This is a genomic window from Rhodococcus sp. 114MFTsu3.1 (assembly GCF_000383555.1).
Lineage (GTDB): Bacteria > Actinomycetota > Actinomycetes > Mycobacteriales > Mycobacteriaceae > Rhodococcoides > Rhodococcoides fascians_E.
The window spans coordinates 163,447-178,048 of record NZ_KB911549.1 but is presented as its reverse complement, the minus strand read 5'-3'; the positions used below and the strand labels follow the sequence as shown (position 1 = coordinate 178,048).

The following is a 14,602-nucleotide window of genomic DNA, read 5'->3' as shown; positions in this document are numbered from 1 at the left end:
CGTCACAGCTCGAAGAACGGAGTTTCGTCGCCGTTCGGGTTCTCGTCCTGAAGTACCACATTCAGGTGATATCCGGTGGGAGTCGCCGTCGCGACGAGCTTCGCGGCCTGGCGCGCGTCCAACCTCGACAACACCGGATCCGACGCGTTGGCCTCGGTCTCGTCGGGGAAGTAGAGGCGGGTGACGAGTCGCTCGAGCACGCCGCGAGCAAAGATGCCGACGTCGATGTGCGGGGCCTCGATCATGTCGTTCTCGGCGGGGAGGGCGCCAGGTTTGACGGTGTGGACAGTTGCGGTGCCGGTCGCGTCCGCGACAGCTCGGCCGAACCCGCGGAAACCCGCCGGAGTCGGTGTCCGGCGGCCACGTGGGTCGTCGGCGTGATCGAACCGGCCCGACGCATCCGCCTGCCACGTCTCGATCATCGCGTCGGCCAGCGGCGTGCGATTGCCGTCGAGGACGGTCACCGAGATGTCCACGGAGCCTGCGGTGCCCGCCGGAACCACGTCTGGCCCGTCCGGCCACGGCAACCCGATGTGCAGGTAGGGTCCGACGGTCTGCGAGGGTGTCTGGCCGAACGGGACCGTCGTGAAGTTGCTTCCCGGCGCAACCGGGTATCGAGGGGCAAGGGCGCCGCTGTCGGACACAGGCTCAGTCATCGTGGTCGTCCCCTTCGAACGGAGTGGCATTGCGTCCGCGAAGAACGATGTCGAATCGGAAACCCAATGCCCAGTTGTCCTGCGTCGCTTCGTAATCGAACGCGCTGATCATGCGGGCCCTGGCATCCTCGGGCGCCGAGTTGAAGATCGGGTCCTGGAAGAACATCGGATCGTCCGGGAAGTACATCTGCGTGACGAGGCGCTGCGTGAACGCCTGGCCGAACAGCGAGAAGTGAATGTGCGCCGGTCGCCACGCGTTGTGGTGGTTGCCCCACGGGTAGGCGCCCGGCTTGATCGTCGTGAAGCGGTAGTTGCCTGCCGAGTCGGTCAGCACTCGGCCGACGCCGTCGAAATGGGGGTCGAGTGGAGCGGGCCAGGTGTCACCGGCGTGACGATATCGTCCGCCTGCGTTGGCCTGCCATACCTCGACGAGTGTGTCAGGCACGGCTTTCCCGTCACTGTCGAGCACTCTGCCGTGCACGATGATGCGTTGTCCTTGCGCCTCACCGCCGTTCACGAGGGTCAGGTCGGCGTCCGCGGCCGTGACCCGTCCTTCGCCGAGCACCGGTCCGGTGATCTCGGTGAGGCGTTGGGGCAGAAGGATCAATGGTTGCTTGGGGTGACGCAGTGCGGTGGTGCGGTACTCGGCGAAATCACGCGGCGCGTTGACGCCGGTCTGGTCGCGGTACGGGCCGGCCGGGTCGACGGTGATCGAGTGGTTCGGCGGTAGAGGGAGCATCGGTGGTTCCTCACGGGAAAGTTACGTGACGGTGCGCGGCGACCGCATGTTCGTGATGTGGACTTCTCGCCGCTATGCGAACGATCGTAGACCGCCGGTAGTGGGCCAGGCAACAAAAACACCCATAAATGTTCGCATGGTGGCGAGGTGTTCACACAGCGCACATTTTTGGTATGGTCGGCGGCATGATGGACAAAGTGGTGGCGAGTGCCTCCGAAGCCGTTGCCGACATGCCCGACGGGGCGTCCGTCGCCGTCGGAGGATTCGGACTGGTCGGGGTCCCGGAGATCTTGATCGACGCGGTGCTGCAGCAGGGAGCAACCGACCTCGAGGTCGTCAGCAACAACTGCGGCACAGACGGATTCGGTCTGGGAATCCTGCTGGAGAAACGACGCATCCGTCGAACGATCAGCTCCTACGTCGGCTCCAACAAGGAGTTCGCCCGCCAGTATCTGGCCGGTGAACTCGAGGTCGAACTGACGCCGCAGGGAACGCTCGCGGAAAGGTTGCGGGCCGGGGGAGCGGGCATCCCGGCGTTCTTCACGCCCGCCGGCGTCGGAACGCAGGTCGCCGACGGTGGTCTGCCACTCCGGTACGACGGCAGCGGCGGAATCGCGGTGGCGAGTCCGCCCAAGGAGACGCGCGAGTTCGACGGGGTCACCTACGTCATGGAACGCGGCATCGTCGCCGACTACGCGCTGGTCCACGCGTGGAAGGGCGACCGGCACGGCAACCTGGTCTTCCACGCCAGCGCCAGAAACTTCAATCCTCCGGCCGCGGCCTCGGGTCGCGTCACCATCGCGCAGGTCGAGCACCTCGTCGAGCCGGGCGAGATCGCCCCCGACGACGTCCACACGCCCGGGATCCACGTCCAACGAGTGGTGCACGTCGGGCCGGTACACGTAGGAATCGAGCAGCGGACGGTGCGATCATGACTTCCCCGAAACTGACGCGTGAGCAGATGGCTGCTCGTGTGGCCCAGGAACTGAACGACGGTGAATACGTCAACCTCGGCATCGGTATGCCCACCCTCGTGCCGAACTACCTACCGACCGACATCACCGTGATCCTGCACTCCGAGAACGGGGTTCTCGGAGTCGGGCCGTACCCGACCGAGGACGAACTCGACCCCGAGATCATCAATGCGGGCAAGGAGACCATCACCGTTCTCCCCGGTGCGTCGTACTTCGATTCCTCGCAATCGTTCGGGATGATCCGCGGCGGTCAGGTGGACGTCGCCGTACTGGGCGCGATGCAGGTCAGCGCCACGGGAGACCTCGCGAACTGGATGATCCCCGGCCACATGGTCAAAGGCATGGGCGGGGCGATGGATCTGGTGCACGGAGCTCGCCGAGTCATCGTCATGATGGAGCACGTGTCGAAGAAGGGCGAGCCCAAGATCCTCGACTCCTGCACTCTTCCGCTCACCGGCGTCGGGTGCGTTCAGCGAATCATCACCGACATGGCCGTGCTCGACGTGACGGCCGACGGCTTGAGGCTCGTCGAGACGGCCCCCGGGATCACCGAGGACGAGGTGCGCGCGGCGACGGGAGCAACACTCAGCGTGTGATGCGGTGCGTGTGCGAGTACAGGTTCATGTTCTCGCCACGTAGGAACCCGACCACCGTCAGGCCCGACTCGTCGGCGAGATCCACCGCCAGCGACGACGGCGCCGACACCGCGGCCAGGACGGGTATGCCCGCCATCACTGCCTTCTGGGCGAGTTCGAACGATGCGCGGCCACTCACCATCAACACCGTGCCTGCGGCCGGGATCCGATCCTGCGACGCAGCCCAACCGACGACCTTGTCGACCGCGTTGTGACGGCCGACGTCCTCGCGCAGCGCGAGCATGGTGCCGTCCGCGTCGAAGAGACCGGCCGCGTGCAGTCCGCCGGTGGAGTCGAACACCTTCTGAGATTCACGCAGGGTCCCCGGCATCGTGGCCAGGACGGACGCCTTCACGCGGACGTCGTCGCCGGCGGGGGAGAAACGGCTCTTCAGTCGGACCGCGTCGAGCGACCCCTTGCCGCACACCCCGCACGACGACGTGGTGTAGAAGTTGCGTTCCACACCGGGTTCGGGCGGTGCGACGCCCTCGGCCAGTGTGACGTCGAGGACGTTGTAGGTGTTCTGCCCCTCGTCGTCGACACCGTCGCAGTACCGCGCGACAGCGATGTTGTCTCGGCCCGAGATCACGCCTTCGGTCAACAGGAACCCGTGCGCGAGTTCCACGTCGTGGCCGGGGGTGCGCATCGTGACCGCGAGCGCGGACCCGTTCACCCTGATCTCCAGCGGTTCCTCCACGACGAGGGTGTCGGGACGGGATGACTCGTGAGAGCCGCGAATCCGGACGACCGGACGGCGAGCGGTTATACGTCCCATGAGTCGATTATGCGCCTCACTCGCGAAGCGCCCGAACCAGTGACACCAGCCTGGGGTGGTCGACCAGATCGTCCACCCATACCGCCTTGCCCTTGTGATCGGCGAGTGGAATCCGCCAATTCTTGTACTGCGTCTCGTCGGTGCCGGGTTGGTTCTGAATCCGGTTCTCGCCCACGAGATCCACGAGCGCTATCCCGAGCAGGGTCGATGGACTGCGCTGAAGCAGCCGGTACAGCGCCTCCACCGTCTCCTTCTCCGACGCGTCCGCGGCGAGAAGTCCTCGGGTCCGAGCAAGGTCGAGCACCGCCTCTCGCCCGGCGGCATCCTGCTCGATCTCGGCCTCCAGATCGCGCTCGAGCAACCCGAGACGCGAGCGGAGCGCAATATGTTCCCCGCGTAGGTATCCCACCGTCGGCGGCAGGTCGTGTGTGGTCACCGTCGTCAGGCAGAGTTCCCGGTAGTCCTCGGGCGGAATGGGGGCATCGCCGTCGTTCTCGAACCACAGGATCGAGGTGCCGAACAGTCCACGCCTGCCCAGATACTCCTGCACCCGCGGCTCGAACACCCCGAGATCCTCCCCGACGACGACCGCCCCGGCCCGCTCCGCTTCGAGCACGAGGATTCCGATCAACGCTTCGTGGTCGTACTCGACGTACGCCCCGTCCGCAGCGCTCGACGACTCCTCCGGGATCCACCACAGTCGAAACAGGCCGAGGATGTGGTCCACTCGAATACCGCCCGCATGCCGAAGAACCGTCCGCAACATGTCCCGATACGGCCCGTACGCCCGCTCTTCGAGCTCGTCCGGATTCCACGGCGGTTGGTTCCAGTTCTGTCCCTGCTGATTGAAATTGTCCGGCGGTGCGCCGACGGTCACCCCCGTGGTCAAGGCCGACCCCAAGGTCCAGGCGTCCGCCCCCTGACGGTGCACACCGACGGCCAGATCGTGCATGATCCCGATGTCCATCCCCGCGGCCGTCGCGGTGCGCTGCGCGCGTGCCAGTTGCTCGTCGCAGATCCACTGAAGCCACTTGTGGAACAGGATCTTCTCGGCGGCAGTCGTGCGGAACTCCGACGCGAACGAGGTCCCCGGGTGCGACGCCTTGTCCGCCCACACAGCGTGCTCGGGTCCGTACTTCTCCGCGAGCGCGCACCACAGGGCGAAGTCGTCGAGGCCGCCTCCCTCACGTTCGCAGAACGCGTCGAACTCCGCCTGCCGGGCCGCGGATCGCGGAACCGCGAAGATTCTTTTGGCCGATTTCAGTTTCGCCCGGAACGACGGGTCACGATCGATGCGGCCGGTCCGCTTGTTGGCCCGCGCGAACGACCGAGCGGCTTCCCTGACCTTCGCGTACTGATCCCGAGGGAGGTACGCAGTTTCCGGAATGTCCTCGATTCGGATGTACATCGGATCGAAGAAGCGTCGAGTAGTGGGGAGGTACGGCGACGCCTCGACAGGCGGAACCGGCCTCTGCGCGTGCAGCGGATTGACCAGGACGTAATCGAAATCATGGTGACGGCCGGTGATGGACGCGAGGTCGGCGAGATCGCCGTAGTCCCCGACACCCCAGGATCGATCGGATCGGATCGAGTACAACTGCGTCATCGATCCGAGCCGCTGCCTGAACCCAGGGTCATTCCTGCCGGCTCCACTCCCGCCTTCTGGGTCGTTCCTGCCGGCTCCACTCCCGCCTTCTGGGTCGTTCCTGCCGGCTCCACTCCCGCTCCGACCGAGAATGGCGTCGTTGGGCGACAGCCGCTGCGGCGTCGTCACGACCACGCCGCTCGCGGTCCGCTGTTCTCGGCCGTCCGGCGAGCTGACCGCCACCACGGTGTGCCAGCCGAGTGGGAGGTCGGCGGGAATCTCGAAGGTCGCTCGCCCGACGAGTGATCCGTCGATCTCGCGAGGCTCCACCCAGACCTGGCGCTGGACGAGCGATCTGCGCTCCCCGAACTCCGTCTCGAGGTGTACGTCCACCGGATCACCGTGTGGAACGTGTACGGCGATCGTCGCGTCACCGTCACCCTCCACGGTGACGACGACCGGAGGAAGCATGCGACGCCACGGCAACTGCTCGAGGTCGGCCATCGCCTGCCGAACCTCCGCCTCGTCGGACGCCGAGATTCCGCGCGCAGCGAGAATTCTGCGCAGTGTGTCCTCGGATACCTCGTGCTCTCGGCGATCCCAGCCTCGGTAGGCCGTCGACACTCCACACTCACGGGCAAGATCGCGCAGCAGCGCTGTGTAGGTCACGCTCCCGATCGTGCCAGCATCCACCGCCGTCGTCATGTCCGAACGGACGGCGCACATTCGCGGGGAGGATCTCGCAGGATTGAACGTGACGGCCCCGGGTACTCTGATCGCGGCGCGCACTCGAGCTGTGTGGCCTCTATGTTCAGCCCGAGGGAAACGACAGCGATTGTTGCGAAACGATGGATAGGGAGCGCGAATGACTGGCGTCGGCAAGATCGAAGAGCTGGAACGAAATTCCGGCGCACCGGTCGAGCTGAGGGTGGTCGCGGACGCCGATCAGCTTCCGGTGGTGCGCGCGGTGGCCGAAACGCTTGCGGTACTGGGGGACTTCACCCTCGACGACATCGCCGACATCAAGCTCGTCGTCGACGAGGTGTGTTCGGAGTTGATCTCCGGCGCGCTGCCGGGTGCGGAATTGTCGTGTTCGTTTCTCGTCAGCGACGGTGGCATTCGAATCTCCACGACGTCGGTGGTGGACTCCGACCGCATTCCGCGAGGAGACAGCTTCGGCTGGCACGTGCTTCAGACCCTCACCGACTCGATCTCGCTTGCCGCGTCCTCGGTCGAGGGCGGCTCGTCGGTGGTAGTCGACGTGGTCAAGCGGAGGAGCAGCTCCTAGTGCCCGTGCCGTACGAAAAATCTACGCGGCGTCAGTCGGACGACTACAGCGAAGTCGTTCCTCTCATCCAGCAGATGCAGGCGATGGAGGATTCTCCTCAGAAGCAAGTGCTCCGCGACCGCATCATCACTCGCTGCCTACCGCTCGCCGAGCACATTGCGAGGCGCTTCGGTGGTCGAGGCGAAGCGCACGAGGATCTGCTCCAGGTCGCCCGGCTGGGTCTGGTCAACGCCGTCGACAGATTCGACATCGAGCGCGGATCCGACTTCGTCTCCTTCGCCGTCCCCACGATCATGGGTGAGGCTCGACGCTATTTCCGCGACGCGGGATGGTCGGTTCGTGTGCCACGGCGCATGAAAGAACTCAACTCGATGATCTCCGGCGCTGTCGGCACGCTGTCGCAGAAGTTGGGACGAGCCCCGACCGCGAGTGAAATCGCCGCGGAACTGGACATCGACGTCAAGGAAGCAACGCAGGCCCTGCTTGCGCGCAGTGCCTACCAGACCGTCTCCGTCGACTCCGTCGTCAGCGACGACCGCCTGCCGCTGATGGACACGTTGGGCTCCAACGATCCCGAGCTCGAGAAGATGGAAAGTTACCTGACCGTCCGGCCCGCGCTCGAGAAACTGCCGGAGCGTGAGCGGCAGATCGTGATCCTCCGGTTCTTCGGGTCCATGACGCAGACACAGATCGCCGAGCGGATGGGCATCTCGCAAATGCACGTCTCTCGTATCCTGGCCCGGACTCTCACGCAGTTGAGGGAAGAGCTCGGACCGAGGTGATCCCACGCGTGTCCGGTCCGTAACATCGGCCGGGCATGCCTGGACTTCGATCACCGAGGAGCGCGCCCGTGCCACAGCGACCGACCGGAATTTTCGACGACCTGGATCGGTACGTCGCCGAACCGCGGGTCACCGATCTCGCCGTCGCACGCGACGGTCGTCGCGTCGTGGTCACGATCTCGCGGCCCGATTCCGCCGGGTCGAAGTACGTCGGTGCCCTCTGGGAGGTCGACGCGACCGGTGAGTCCGACGCGCGGCGCCTCACCTGGAACGACGACGGCTCGAGCGGCCCGACATTCACCGCCTCGGGTGATCTCCTGTTCACTCGTCGGGCGTCGAAGGACGACGAATCGTCGGCGATATGGTCGCTGCCTTCCGGCGGAGGTGAAGCGTACGTCGTCGCCTCACGCGGCGCCGGCTTCTCCGGCGTCGTCACGGCAACGGCCGCACCGACGTTCGTGGCGGTCTCCGCCGTGCACCCGTCGGCTCGAACCGACGCGGACGACGATCGAATCCGGTTGTTGCGCAAGGACGGCAAGATCGACGCTGTCCTGCACACCGGTTATCCGGTGCGGTACTGGGACCACGACCTCGGCCCGGCAACGCCGCACCTGTTCGCCTCCGAGGACGGCTCGCCCGTGCGTCGACTCACCGACGCGGCGGCCGGCGCGTTGCAGGAAGCGTCGTACGACATCAGTGACGACGGAAGGTTTCTGGTGTCGACGTGGACGATCGCCGGCGCCCTCGCGACGTCGCGCACCGTCCTGATTCGCATCGACCTCGACACGGGGGAGCAGCGAATCATCGTCGACGACAGCGATGCCGACCTCTCGTCGCCTGCGATCTCCCCGGACGGTACGAGGGTCGCGTTCGTGCGCGAATCTCGGTCGACCCCCGAGGATGCACCGCGAGTGTCGTTGCACGAGTACGCCTTCGCCGACGGAACCGTGACCGAATCCGCGCCCGGGTGGGATCGGTGGCCGTCCGAACCGGTGTGGCTCGCCGACGGTAGCGGCGTTCTCGTGGTCGCCGACGAGAACGGACGAGCGCCGATCTTCCTGGTGTCGGGTGGCGCGGCGCGCCGGGTGACCGACACCGATTCCGCCTACACGCATGTCCATGCCGCCGCGGACGGTGTCGTGTTCGCGTTGGAGGCGTCGTATCTCGAACCAGCGCATCCCGTGCGCATCGACGTCGCGACGGGCGAGATCACCCGGCTGCGCTCGGGACTGGACGCTCCGGACCTGCCCGGAACTCTGGCCGAGATCGAGACCACCGCGGACGACGGCCACCGGCTCCGTGGCTACGTGGCTCGGCCGCACGGCGCGTCCGACGCCGAGAAGGCCCCACTCCTGCTCTGGGTGCACGGCGGGCCCCTCGGATCGTGGAACACATGGTCGTGGCGGTGGAATCCGTGGCTCCTCGTCGCTCGGGGATACGCGGTCCTGCTTCCGGATCCGGCACTGTCGACGGGCTACGGGCAGGAGTTCGTGCAGCGAGGCTGGGGACGATGGGGCAAGGAGCCGTTCACGGACCTCATGGCCATCACGGACGCGGCCACCTCGCGCCCCGACATCGACGAGTCCAGAACCGCGGCGATGGGCGGTTCCTTCGGCGGATACATGGCCAACTGGATCGCCGGCCACACCGACAGGTTCGACGCCATCGTCACCCACGCGAGTCTTTGGGCGCTCGACCAGTTCGGTCCCACCACCGACGTCGCGTACTACTGGCAGCGCGAGATGTCCCCGGAGATGGCCGTCGAGAACTCGCCGCACCTGTTCGTCGCGGACATCTCCACACCGATGCTCGTGATCCACGGGGACAAGGACTATCGAGTGCCGGTCGGTGAAGGGCTACGCCTGTGGTACGAACTGCTCAGTGAGTCCGGACTGCCCGCCGACGACGAAGGCAGGACCGATCACCGCCTACTGTATTTCCCGTCCGAGAACCACTGGGTTCTCACACCCCAGCACGCCAAGATCTGGTACGAGGTGGTCACGGCGTTCCTGGCGGACCACGTGCTGGGTGAGCGAATCGAGCTTCCCGAGACGTTGGGGTGAAAGGGCGCGTGGGAGCGCCCCGGCGCGACCACTAGAATCGTCGGGTGACCAGTTCAGTGCCTGAGACCCCGGACAACGCAGCGGGGCAAGACGACAGCCCGCGGAGCAACCCGAGCGAGGCGTTGCCCAAGAGTTGGAACCCCGGTGAGGTCGAGGCCGAGCTGTATCAGGGGTGGGTCGACGCCGGATACTTCGAGGCCGACCCGAGCACCGACAAGCCTGCCTACTCGATCGTTCTGCCGCCACCGAACGTGACGGGCAGCCTGCACATGGGCCACGCGCTCGATCACACGTTGATGGACGCACTCAGTCGTCGCAAGAGGATGCTCGGCTACGAGGTGCTGTGGCTGCCGGGCATGGACCACGCCGGTATCGCCACGCAGACCATCGTCGAGAAGCAACTTGCGGCCGACGGCAAGACCAAGGAAGAGTTCGGTCGCGAACTGTTCGTCGACAAGGTCTGGGACTGGAAGCGCGAATCGGGCGGCACCATCCTCGGCCAGATGCGGCGCATCGGCGACGGTGTCGACTGGAACCGCGAACGATTCACGATGGACGACGGCCTGTCCGAGGCCGTGCAGACCATCTTCAAGCGCATGTACGACGACGGTCTGATCTACCGCGCCGAACGTCTCGTCAACTGGTCACCGGTGCTGCAGACGGCGATCTCCGACATCGAGGTCAAGTTCGAGGACGTCGAGGGCGAACTCGTGTCGCTGCGATACGGGTCGCTGAACGACGACGAACCACACGTGATCGTCGCGACCACGCGTGTCGAAACGATGCTCGGTGACACCGCGGTGGCCGTCCACCCCGAGGACGAGCGGTACAAGCACCTCGTCGGCACGACGCTGCCGCACCCGTTCACCGGCCGCGACATCCCGATCATCGCCGACGACTACGTCGATCCCGAATTCGGTACCGGCGCGGTCAAGATCACGCCCGCGCACGATCCCAACGACTTCGAGATGGGGCTGAGGCACAACCTGCCGATGCCGACCATCATGGACAAGACCGGCCGAATCGCCGACACCGGTACGCAATTCGACGGTCTCGACCGGTTCGAAGCCCGGGTGAAGGTGCGCGAGGCATTAGCCGAGCAGGGACGTGTCGTCGCCGAGAAGCGGCCCTACCTCCACAGCGTCGGACACTCCGAGCGCAGTGGTGAATCCATCGAACCACGCCTCTCCCTGCAGTGGTGGGTCAAGGTCGACGGCCTGGCGAAAGCGGCAGGCGACGCAGTCCGCAACGGCGACACCGTCATTCACCCCGCAAGCCAGGAACCGCGTTGGTTCGCCTGGGTCGACAACATGCACGACTGGTGCATCTCCCGTCAGCTCTGGTGGGGTCATCGCATCCCGATCTGGTACGGCCCCGACGGCGAGACCGTGTGCCTGGGCCCGGGCGAGACCGCCCCCGAAGGCTGGGTGCAGGACCCGGATGTTCTCGACACCTGGTTCTCGTCCGGCCTCTGGCCGTTCTCGACGATGGGATGGCCGGACGAGACCGCCGACCTGGCCAAGTTCTATCCGACGAGCGTGCTGGTCACCGGCTACGACATTCTGTTCTTCTGGGTCGCTCGCATGATGATGTTCGGCACCTACGTCTCCGGCGATGCGTCGGTGAATGCAGGCGCAGAGCCGGGCAACGTTCCGTTCAAGGACGTCTTCCTGCACGGTCTCGTCCGGGACCAGTTCGGCAAGAAGATGTCCAAATCCCGCGGCAACGGAATCGACCCGCTGGACTGGGTCGACCGCTTCGGTGCGGATGCACTGCGCTTCACGCTTGCACGAGGCGCCAATCCCGGGGCCGACCTGTCGGTGGGCGAGGACCACGCGCAGTCCTCGCGCAACTTCGCCAACAAGCTCTTCAACGCGACGAAATTCGCACTGATGAACGGCGCTGCGCCCGCCGAGCTGCCGGCTCGCACCGACCTCACCGACGCCGACCGGTGGATTCTCGATCGGCTCGAGCAGGTCCGCGGCGAGGTCGACGCCGCGTTCGAGCGGTACGAGTTCAGCAAGGCATGTGAGGCGCTGTACCACTTCGCGTGGGACGAGGTCTGCGACTGGTACCTCGAGATCGCGAAGGTTCAGTTCGCGGACACCGCGCATGCGGAGTCGACGCGAGGCGTGCTCGGCAACGTGCTCGACGCCGTTCTTCGCCTGCTCCATCCGGTCGTGCCCTTCGTGACGGAGACGCTGTGGAAGGTGCTCACCGGCGGCGAGTCCGTCGTGATCGCGTCCTGGCCGACCGACAGCGGAGTGGACGCCGATCCGGTTGCCGCACGGCGTGTCTCGGACATGCAGAAGCTGATCACCGAGGTTCGCCGGTTCCGGAGCGATCAGGGACTGAAGCCGTCGCAGAAGGTCGCGGCGAGGATTGTCGGCGTCGAGGACGCCGACATCACCGACCAAGTGGCCGCGACCCGTTCGTTGGCCAAACTGACCGAACCGGACGAGAGCTTCAGCGCCACCGCCTCCGTCGAGGTCCGGCTGTCGCAGGCGACGGTCACCGTGGAGCTCGACACGTCGGGAACGGTCGATCTGGTCGCCGAACGAGCGCGATTGGTCAAGGATCTCGCGGCCGCGGAGAAGGAACTCGCCCAGACCACCGCGAAACTCGGCAACGAGGCGTTCCTCGCCAAGGCGCCGGATGCCGTCGTCGACAAGATCCGCACCCGACAGCAGATCGCCACCGAGGAGATCGCGCGCATCTCGGCGCGACTCGAAACGACGGGTGAGTAGTGACCGAATACGATCAGCCCGCGAGCCAGGGCGACCCAGGGCCAGTCGATCTCGCCGAGTTGGCTCTCGTCGAGGCCGAGCTCGACAAGCGCTGGCCCGAGACGAAGATCGAGCCGAGCACCGCAAGGATCGCGGCGCTGATGGACCTTCTGGGCTCGCCGCAGAAGGCGTATCCGTCCATCCACGTCGCGGGGACGAACGGGAAGACATCGGTCACCCGGATGATCGACGCGTTGCTGACGCATTTCCATCGGCGCACCGGTCGGACGACGAGCCCTCACCTACAGGTGGCCACGGAACGTATCAGTATCGACGGCGCACCGATCTCGCCGCGACTCTACGTCGACACCTACAACGAGATCGCACCTTTCGTGGAGATGATCGACGCGCAGTCGCAGGCTGCCGGTGGTCCGAGAATGAGCAAGTTCGAGGTGACCACCGCGATGGCATTCGCCGCGTTCGCGGAGGCACCCGTCGAAGTCGCCGTCGTGGAAGTCGGATTGGGCGGCCGGTGGGATGCGACCAACGTCGTCGACGGTGAAGTCGCGGTCATCACGCCGATCGACCTCGACCACACGGAGTTTCTCGGCTCCGACCTCGCAGGAATTGCGGGGGAGAAGGCGGGCATCATCACGAAGGCGCCGGAACGGCTCGTGCCGAGAGACACGGTCGCCGTCATCGCGGAGCAGAAGCCGGAGGCTCTCGACGTCGTCCTCCGCGCCGCGGTCGAGGCGGACGCAGCCGTCGCCCGTCAAGGGTCTGAGTTCCGTGTACTTGCCCGCCGGATCGCCGTCGGCGGTCAGCAACTCGAACTGCAAGGCCTCGGCGGCGTCTACACCGACATCTTTCTTCCCCTGCACGGCGAACATCAAGCGCACAACGCATCTCTCGCCCTGGCCGCGGTGGAAGCCTTCTTCGGTGCGGGAGCGGACAGGCAACTCGACGTCGAGATCGTCCGCGCGGCCTTCGGCTCCATCGTGAACCCAGGACGACTCGAGCGGGTGCGCAATGCACCGACGGTCTTCCTCGACGCCGCGCACAATCCACACGGTGTGCGCGCACTCGCGGCCACGCTGGCCGACGAGTTCGACTTCCGCAAATTGGTGGGTGTCGTCAGCGTCATGGGCGACAAGGATGTCGACGCGATGTTGACCGCGCTCGAGCCCGTGTTCGACGAGATCGTCGTCACCCACAACGGTTCTCCGCGCGCAATGGACGTGGAAGAACTCGCCAACATCGCCGTCGCCAAATTCGGTGACGAACGTGTGGTGGTGTCGCCGACCCTGGCCGACGCGTTGGAAACCGCCATCGGCCTGGCCGAAGAGGTCGCTGACCCTGGTGAAGCAGTGTCCGGAGCGGGCGTCGTCGTCACCGGTTCGGTCGTGACCGCAGGTGCCGCCAGAACCCTGTTCGGAAAGGAACCGGTATGACCGAGGCGACCGGTGGGTTCAAACCGCCCACCAACGATCCGTGGAAGGGCTTCCGGGGAGTCTGCGCGGGAACCCTGATCCTCGAAATGATCGTGATCCTGCTGGCACTGCCGGTGGTCGCGACGGTCGGAGGCGGGCTCACGTGGTTCTCGACGCTCTACATCGTCGGACTCGCCGTCCTGATGATCCTCGCGAGCGGAATGCAGCGCCGCCCGCAGGGGATGCAGATCAACCTCGTTCTCCAGGTTCTCGTGATCCTCGGAGTGTTCATCCACCTGTCGATCGGAATCGTCGGGCTGATCTTCGCGGCAGTGTGGGCCTACCTGCTGTATCTCCGCCGAGACATCACGCGCCGAATCGAACGCGGAATGCTGTACGGCCAGCGGGACTGACGTCTCACGCGGGGGAAGTCGACGCCGAAGGTCGACGCCAGGGATGAGTGCGCGAGCACTGTCCACTACTGTCTGTGATCGTGACTGAGCGCACCCTTGTACTGATCAAGCCCGACGGAGTAGCCCGCCGATACGTGGGAGAGATACTCGGCCGCATCGAGAAGAAGGGATTGAGCATCGCAGCCCTCGAGCTCAAGACCGTTCCGACCGCGCTGGCCAGTGCCCACTATGCCGAGCACGAAGGCAAGCCGTTCTTCCCCGACCTGCTCGAGTTCATCACCTCGGGACCCGTCGTCGCCGCTGTCCTCGAAGGGCCACGCGCGATCGCGGCGTTCCGTCAGATCGCCGGAGGAACCGACCCGGTCGCCAAGGCCGTCCCCGGTACCATCCGCGCGGACCTCGCCCTCGACGGGCAGCAGAACCTCGTGCACGGCTCCGACTCGGTGGAATCCGCCGAGCGCGAGATCGCACTGTGGTTCCCCGGACTGTCCTGACCCGCTCGATACCGCAGCACGAACCGGCCCTTCGCCACGCCG

The 14,602-nt window shown here is 65.8% G+C and carries 13 protein-coding genes; 9 read left to right on the top strand and 4 right to left on the bottom strand.

Going from position 1 to position 14,602, the window contains the following annotated elements; all coding sequences use genetic code 11:
• Positions 1-2 precede the first annotated feature (2 nt).
• Both pcaG and pcaH read right to left on the bottom strand, forming a co-directional pair.
• Positions 3-656: a protocatechuate 3,4-dioxygenase subunit alpha gene (pcaG, locus tag H292_RS0112860; protein WP_037141649.1), complete on the bottom strand. Its 654-nt coding sequence runs from the start codon at positions 654-656 to the stop codon at positions 3-5.
• A complete protein-coding gene (gene pcaH / locus H292_RS0112855; RefSeq protein ID WP_019664737.1) occupies positions 649-1,395 on the bottom strand; it encodes a protocatechuate 3,4-dioxygenase subunit beta in 747 nt (248 codons plus the stop codon). Before pcaH ends, pcaG begins: the two co-directional genes overlap by 8 nt.
• 188 nt (positions 1,396-1,583) lie before the next feature.
• On the opposite strand from pcaH, the gene H292_RS0112850 reads away from it, so the two are divergent.
• Both H292_RS0112850 and H292_RS0112845 read left to right on the top strand, forming a co-directional pair.
• Entirely contained in the window at positions 1,584-2,330 is a 747-nt protein-coding gene (locus H292_RS0112850; protein WP_026347735.1) for a CoA transferase subunit A, read from the top strand.
• Complete coding sequence (locus tag H292_RS0112845; protein WP_019664735.1) at positions 2,327-2,965, top strand: CoA transferase subunit B; 639 nt, start codon at positions 2,327-2,329, stop codon at positions 2,963-2,965. Before H292_RS0112850 ends, H292_RS0112845 begins: the two co-directional genes overlap by 4 nt.
• Here the strand turns inward: H292_RS0112845 and fdhD are convergent.
• Positions 2,955-3,779, bottom strand: a complete 825-nt coding sequence (gene fdhD / locus H292_RS0112840; RefSeq protein ID WP_020111671.1) for a formate dehydrogenase accessory sulfurtransferase FdhD — start codon at positions 3,777-3,779, stop codon at positions 2,955-2,957. The genes H292_RS0112845 and fdhD overlap by 11 nt on opposite strands.
• A 16-nt stretch (positions 3,780-3,795) precedes the next feature.
• Positions 3,796-6,069, bottom strand: coding sequence for a 4-alpha-glucanotransferase (gene malQ / locus H292_RS0112835; protein WP_020111670.1), 2,274 nt, complete (start codon positions 6,067-6,069; stop codon positions 3,796-3,798).
• A gap of 160 nt (positions 6,070-6,229) precedes the next feature.
• On the opposite strand from malQ, the gene H292_RS0112830 reads away from it, so the two are divergent.
• The 7 genes from H292_RS0112830 (at position 6,230) to ndk (ending at position 14,560) form a co-directional block, all read left to right on the top strand.
• Positions 6,230-6,652: an ATP-binding protein gene (locus H292_RS0112830; protein WP_019664732.1), complete on the top strand. Its 423-nt coding sequence runs from the start codon at positions 6,230-6,232 to the stop codon at positions 6,650-6,652.
• A 74-nt stretch (positions 6,653-6,726) separates the two neighbouring features.
• Positions 6,727-7,434, top strand: a complete 708-nt coding sequence (locus tag H292_RS0112825; RefSeq protein ID WP_230593920.1) for a SigB/SigF/SigG family RNA polymerase sigma factor — start codon at positions 6,727-6,729, stop codon at positions 7,432-7,434.
• A 35-nt stretch (positions 7,435-7,469) separates the two neighbouring features.
• A complete protein-coding gene (locus tag H292_RS0112820) occupies positions 7,470-9,497 on the top strand; it encodes a prolyl oligopeptidase family serine peptidase (RefSeq protein ID WP_051127754.1) in 2,028 nt (675 codons plus the stop codon).
• Positions 9,498-9,541: 44 nt separating this feature from the next.
• Positions 9,542-12,244: a valine--tRNA ligase gene (locus H292_RS0112815; RefSeq protein WP_442978563.1), complete on the top strand. Its 2,703-nt coding sequence runs from the start codon at positions 9,542-9,544 to the stop codon at positions 12,242-12,244.
• The gene (gene folC / locus H292_RS0112810) at positions 12,244-13,674 is read left to right on the top strand and encodes a bifunctional tetrahydrofolate synthase/dihydrofolate synthase (RefSeq protein ID WP_020111667.1); all 1,431 of its coding nucleotides are present in this window, start codon (positions 12,244-12,246) and stop codon (positions 13,672-13,674) included. Before H292_RS0112815 ends, folC begins: the two co-directional genes overlap by 1 nt.
• On the top strand, positions 13,671-14,066 hold the full coding sequence (locus tag H292_RS0112805; protein WP_020111666.1) for a DUF4233 domain-containing protein: 396 nt from the start codon (positions 13,671-13,673) through the stop codon (positions 14,064-14,066). Before folC ends, H292_RS0112805 begins: the two co-directional genes overlap by 4 nt.
• A gap of 80 nt (positions 14,067-14,146) precedes the next feature.
• Positions 14,147-14,560 carry a nucleoside-diphosphate kinase gene (ndk, locus tag H292_RS0112800; RefSeq protein WP_026347734.1) on the top strand — a complete coding sequence of 138 codons (414 nt, stop codon included), beginning with the start codon at positions 14,147-14,149 and terminating at the stop codon, positions 14,558-14,560.
• Positions 14,561-14,602 lie beyond the last annotated feature (42 nt).

Coding starts and splice junctions, on each gene's coding strand:
- H292_RS0112820 (WP_051127754.1), top strand. CDS start 7,470: ATGCCTGGACTTCGATCACCGAGGAGCGCGCCCGTGCCACAGCGACCG.
- pcaH (WP_019664737.1), bottom strand. CDS start 1,395: ATGCTCCCTCTACCGCCGAACCACTCGATCACCGTCGACCCGGCCGGC.
- malQ (WP_020111670.1), bottom strand. CDS start 6,069: ATGACGACGGCGGTGGATGCTGGCACGATCGGGAGCGTGACCTACACA.
- fdhD (WP_020111671.1), bottom strand. CDS start 3,779: ATGGGACGTATAACCGCTCGCCGTCCGGTCGTCCGGATTCGCGGCTCT.
- H292_RS0112830 (WP_019664732.1), top strand. CDS start 6,230: ATGACTGGCGTCGGCAAGATCGAAGAGCTGGAACGAAATTCCGGCGCA.
- H292_RS0112825 (WP_230593920.1), top strand. CDS start 6,727: ATGCAGGCGATGGAGGATTCTCCTCAGAAGCAAGTGCTCCGCGACCGC.
- pcaG (WP_037141649.1), bottom strand. CDS start 656: ATGACTGAGCCTGTGTCCGACAGCGGCGCCCTTGCCCCTCGATACCCG.
- H292_RS0112845 (WP_019664735.1), top strand. CDS start 2,327: ATGACTTCCCCGAAACTGACGCGTGAGCAGATGGCTGCTCGTGTGGCC.
- H292_RS0112850 (WP_026347735.1), top strand. CDS start 1,584: ATGGACAAAGTGGTGGCGAGTGCCTCCGAAGCCGTTGCCGACATGCCC.
- H292_RS0112805 (WP_020111666.1), top strand. CDS start 13,671: ATGACCGAGGCGACCGGTGGGTTCAAACCGCCCACCAACGATCCGTGG.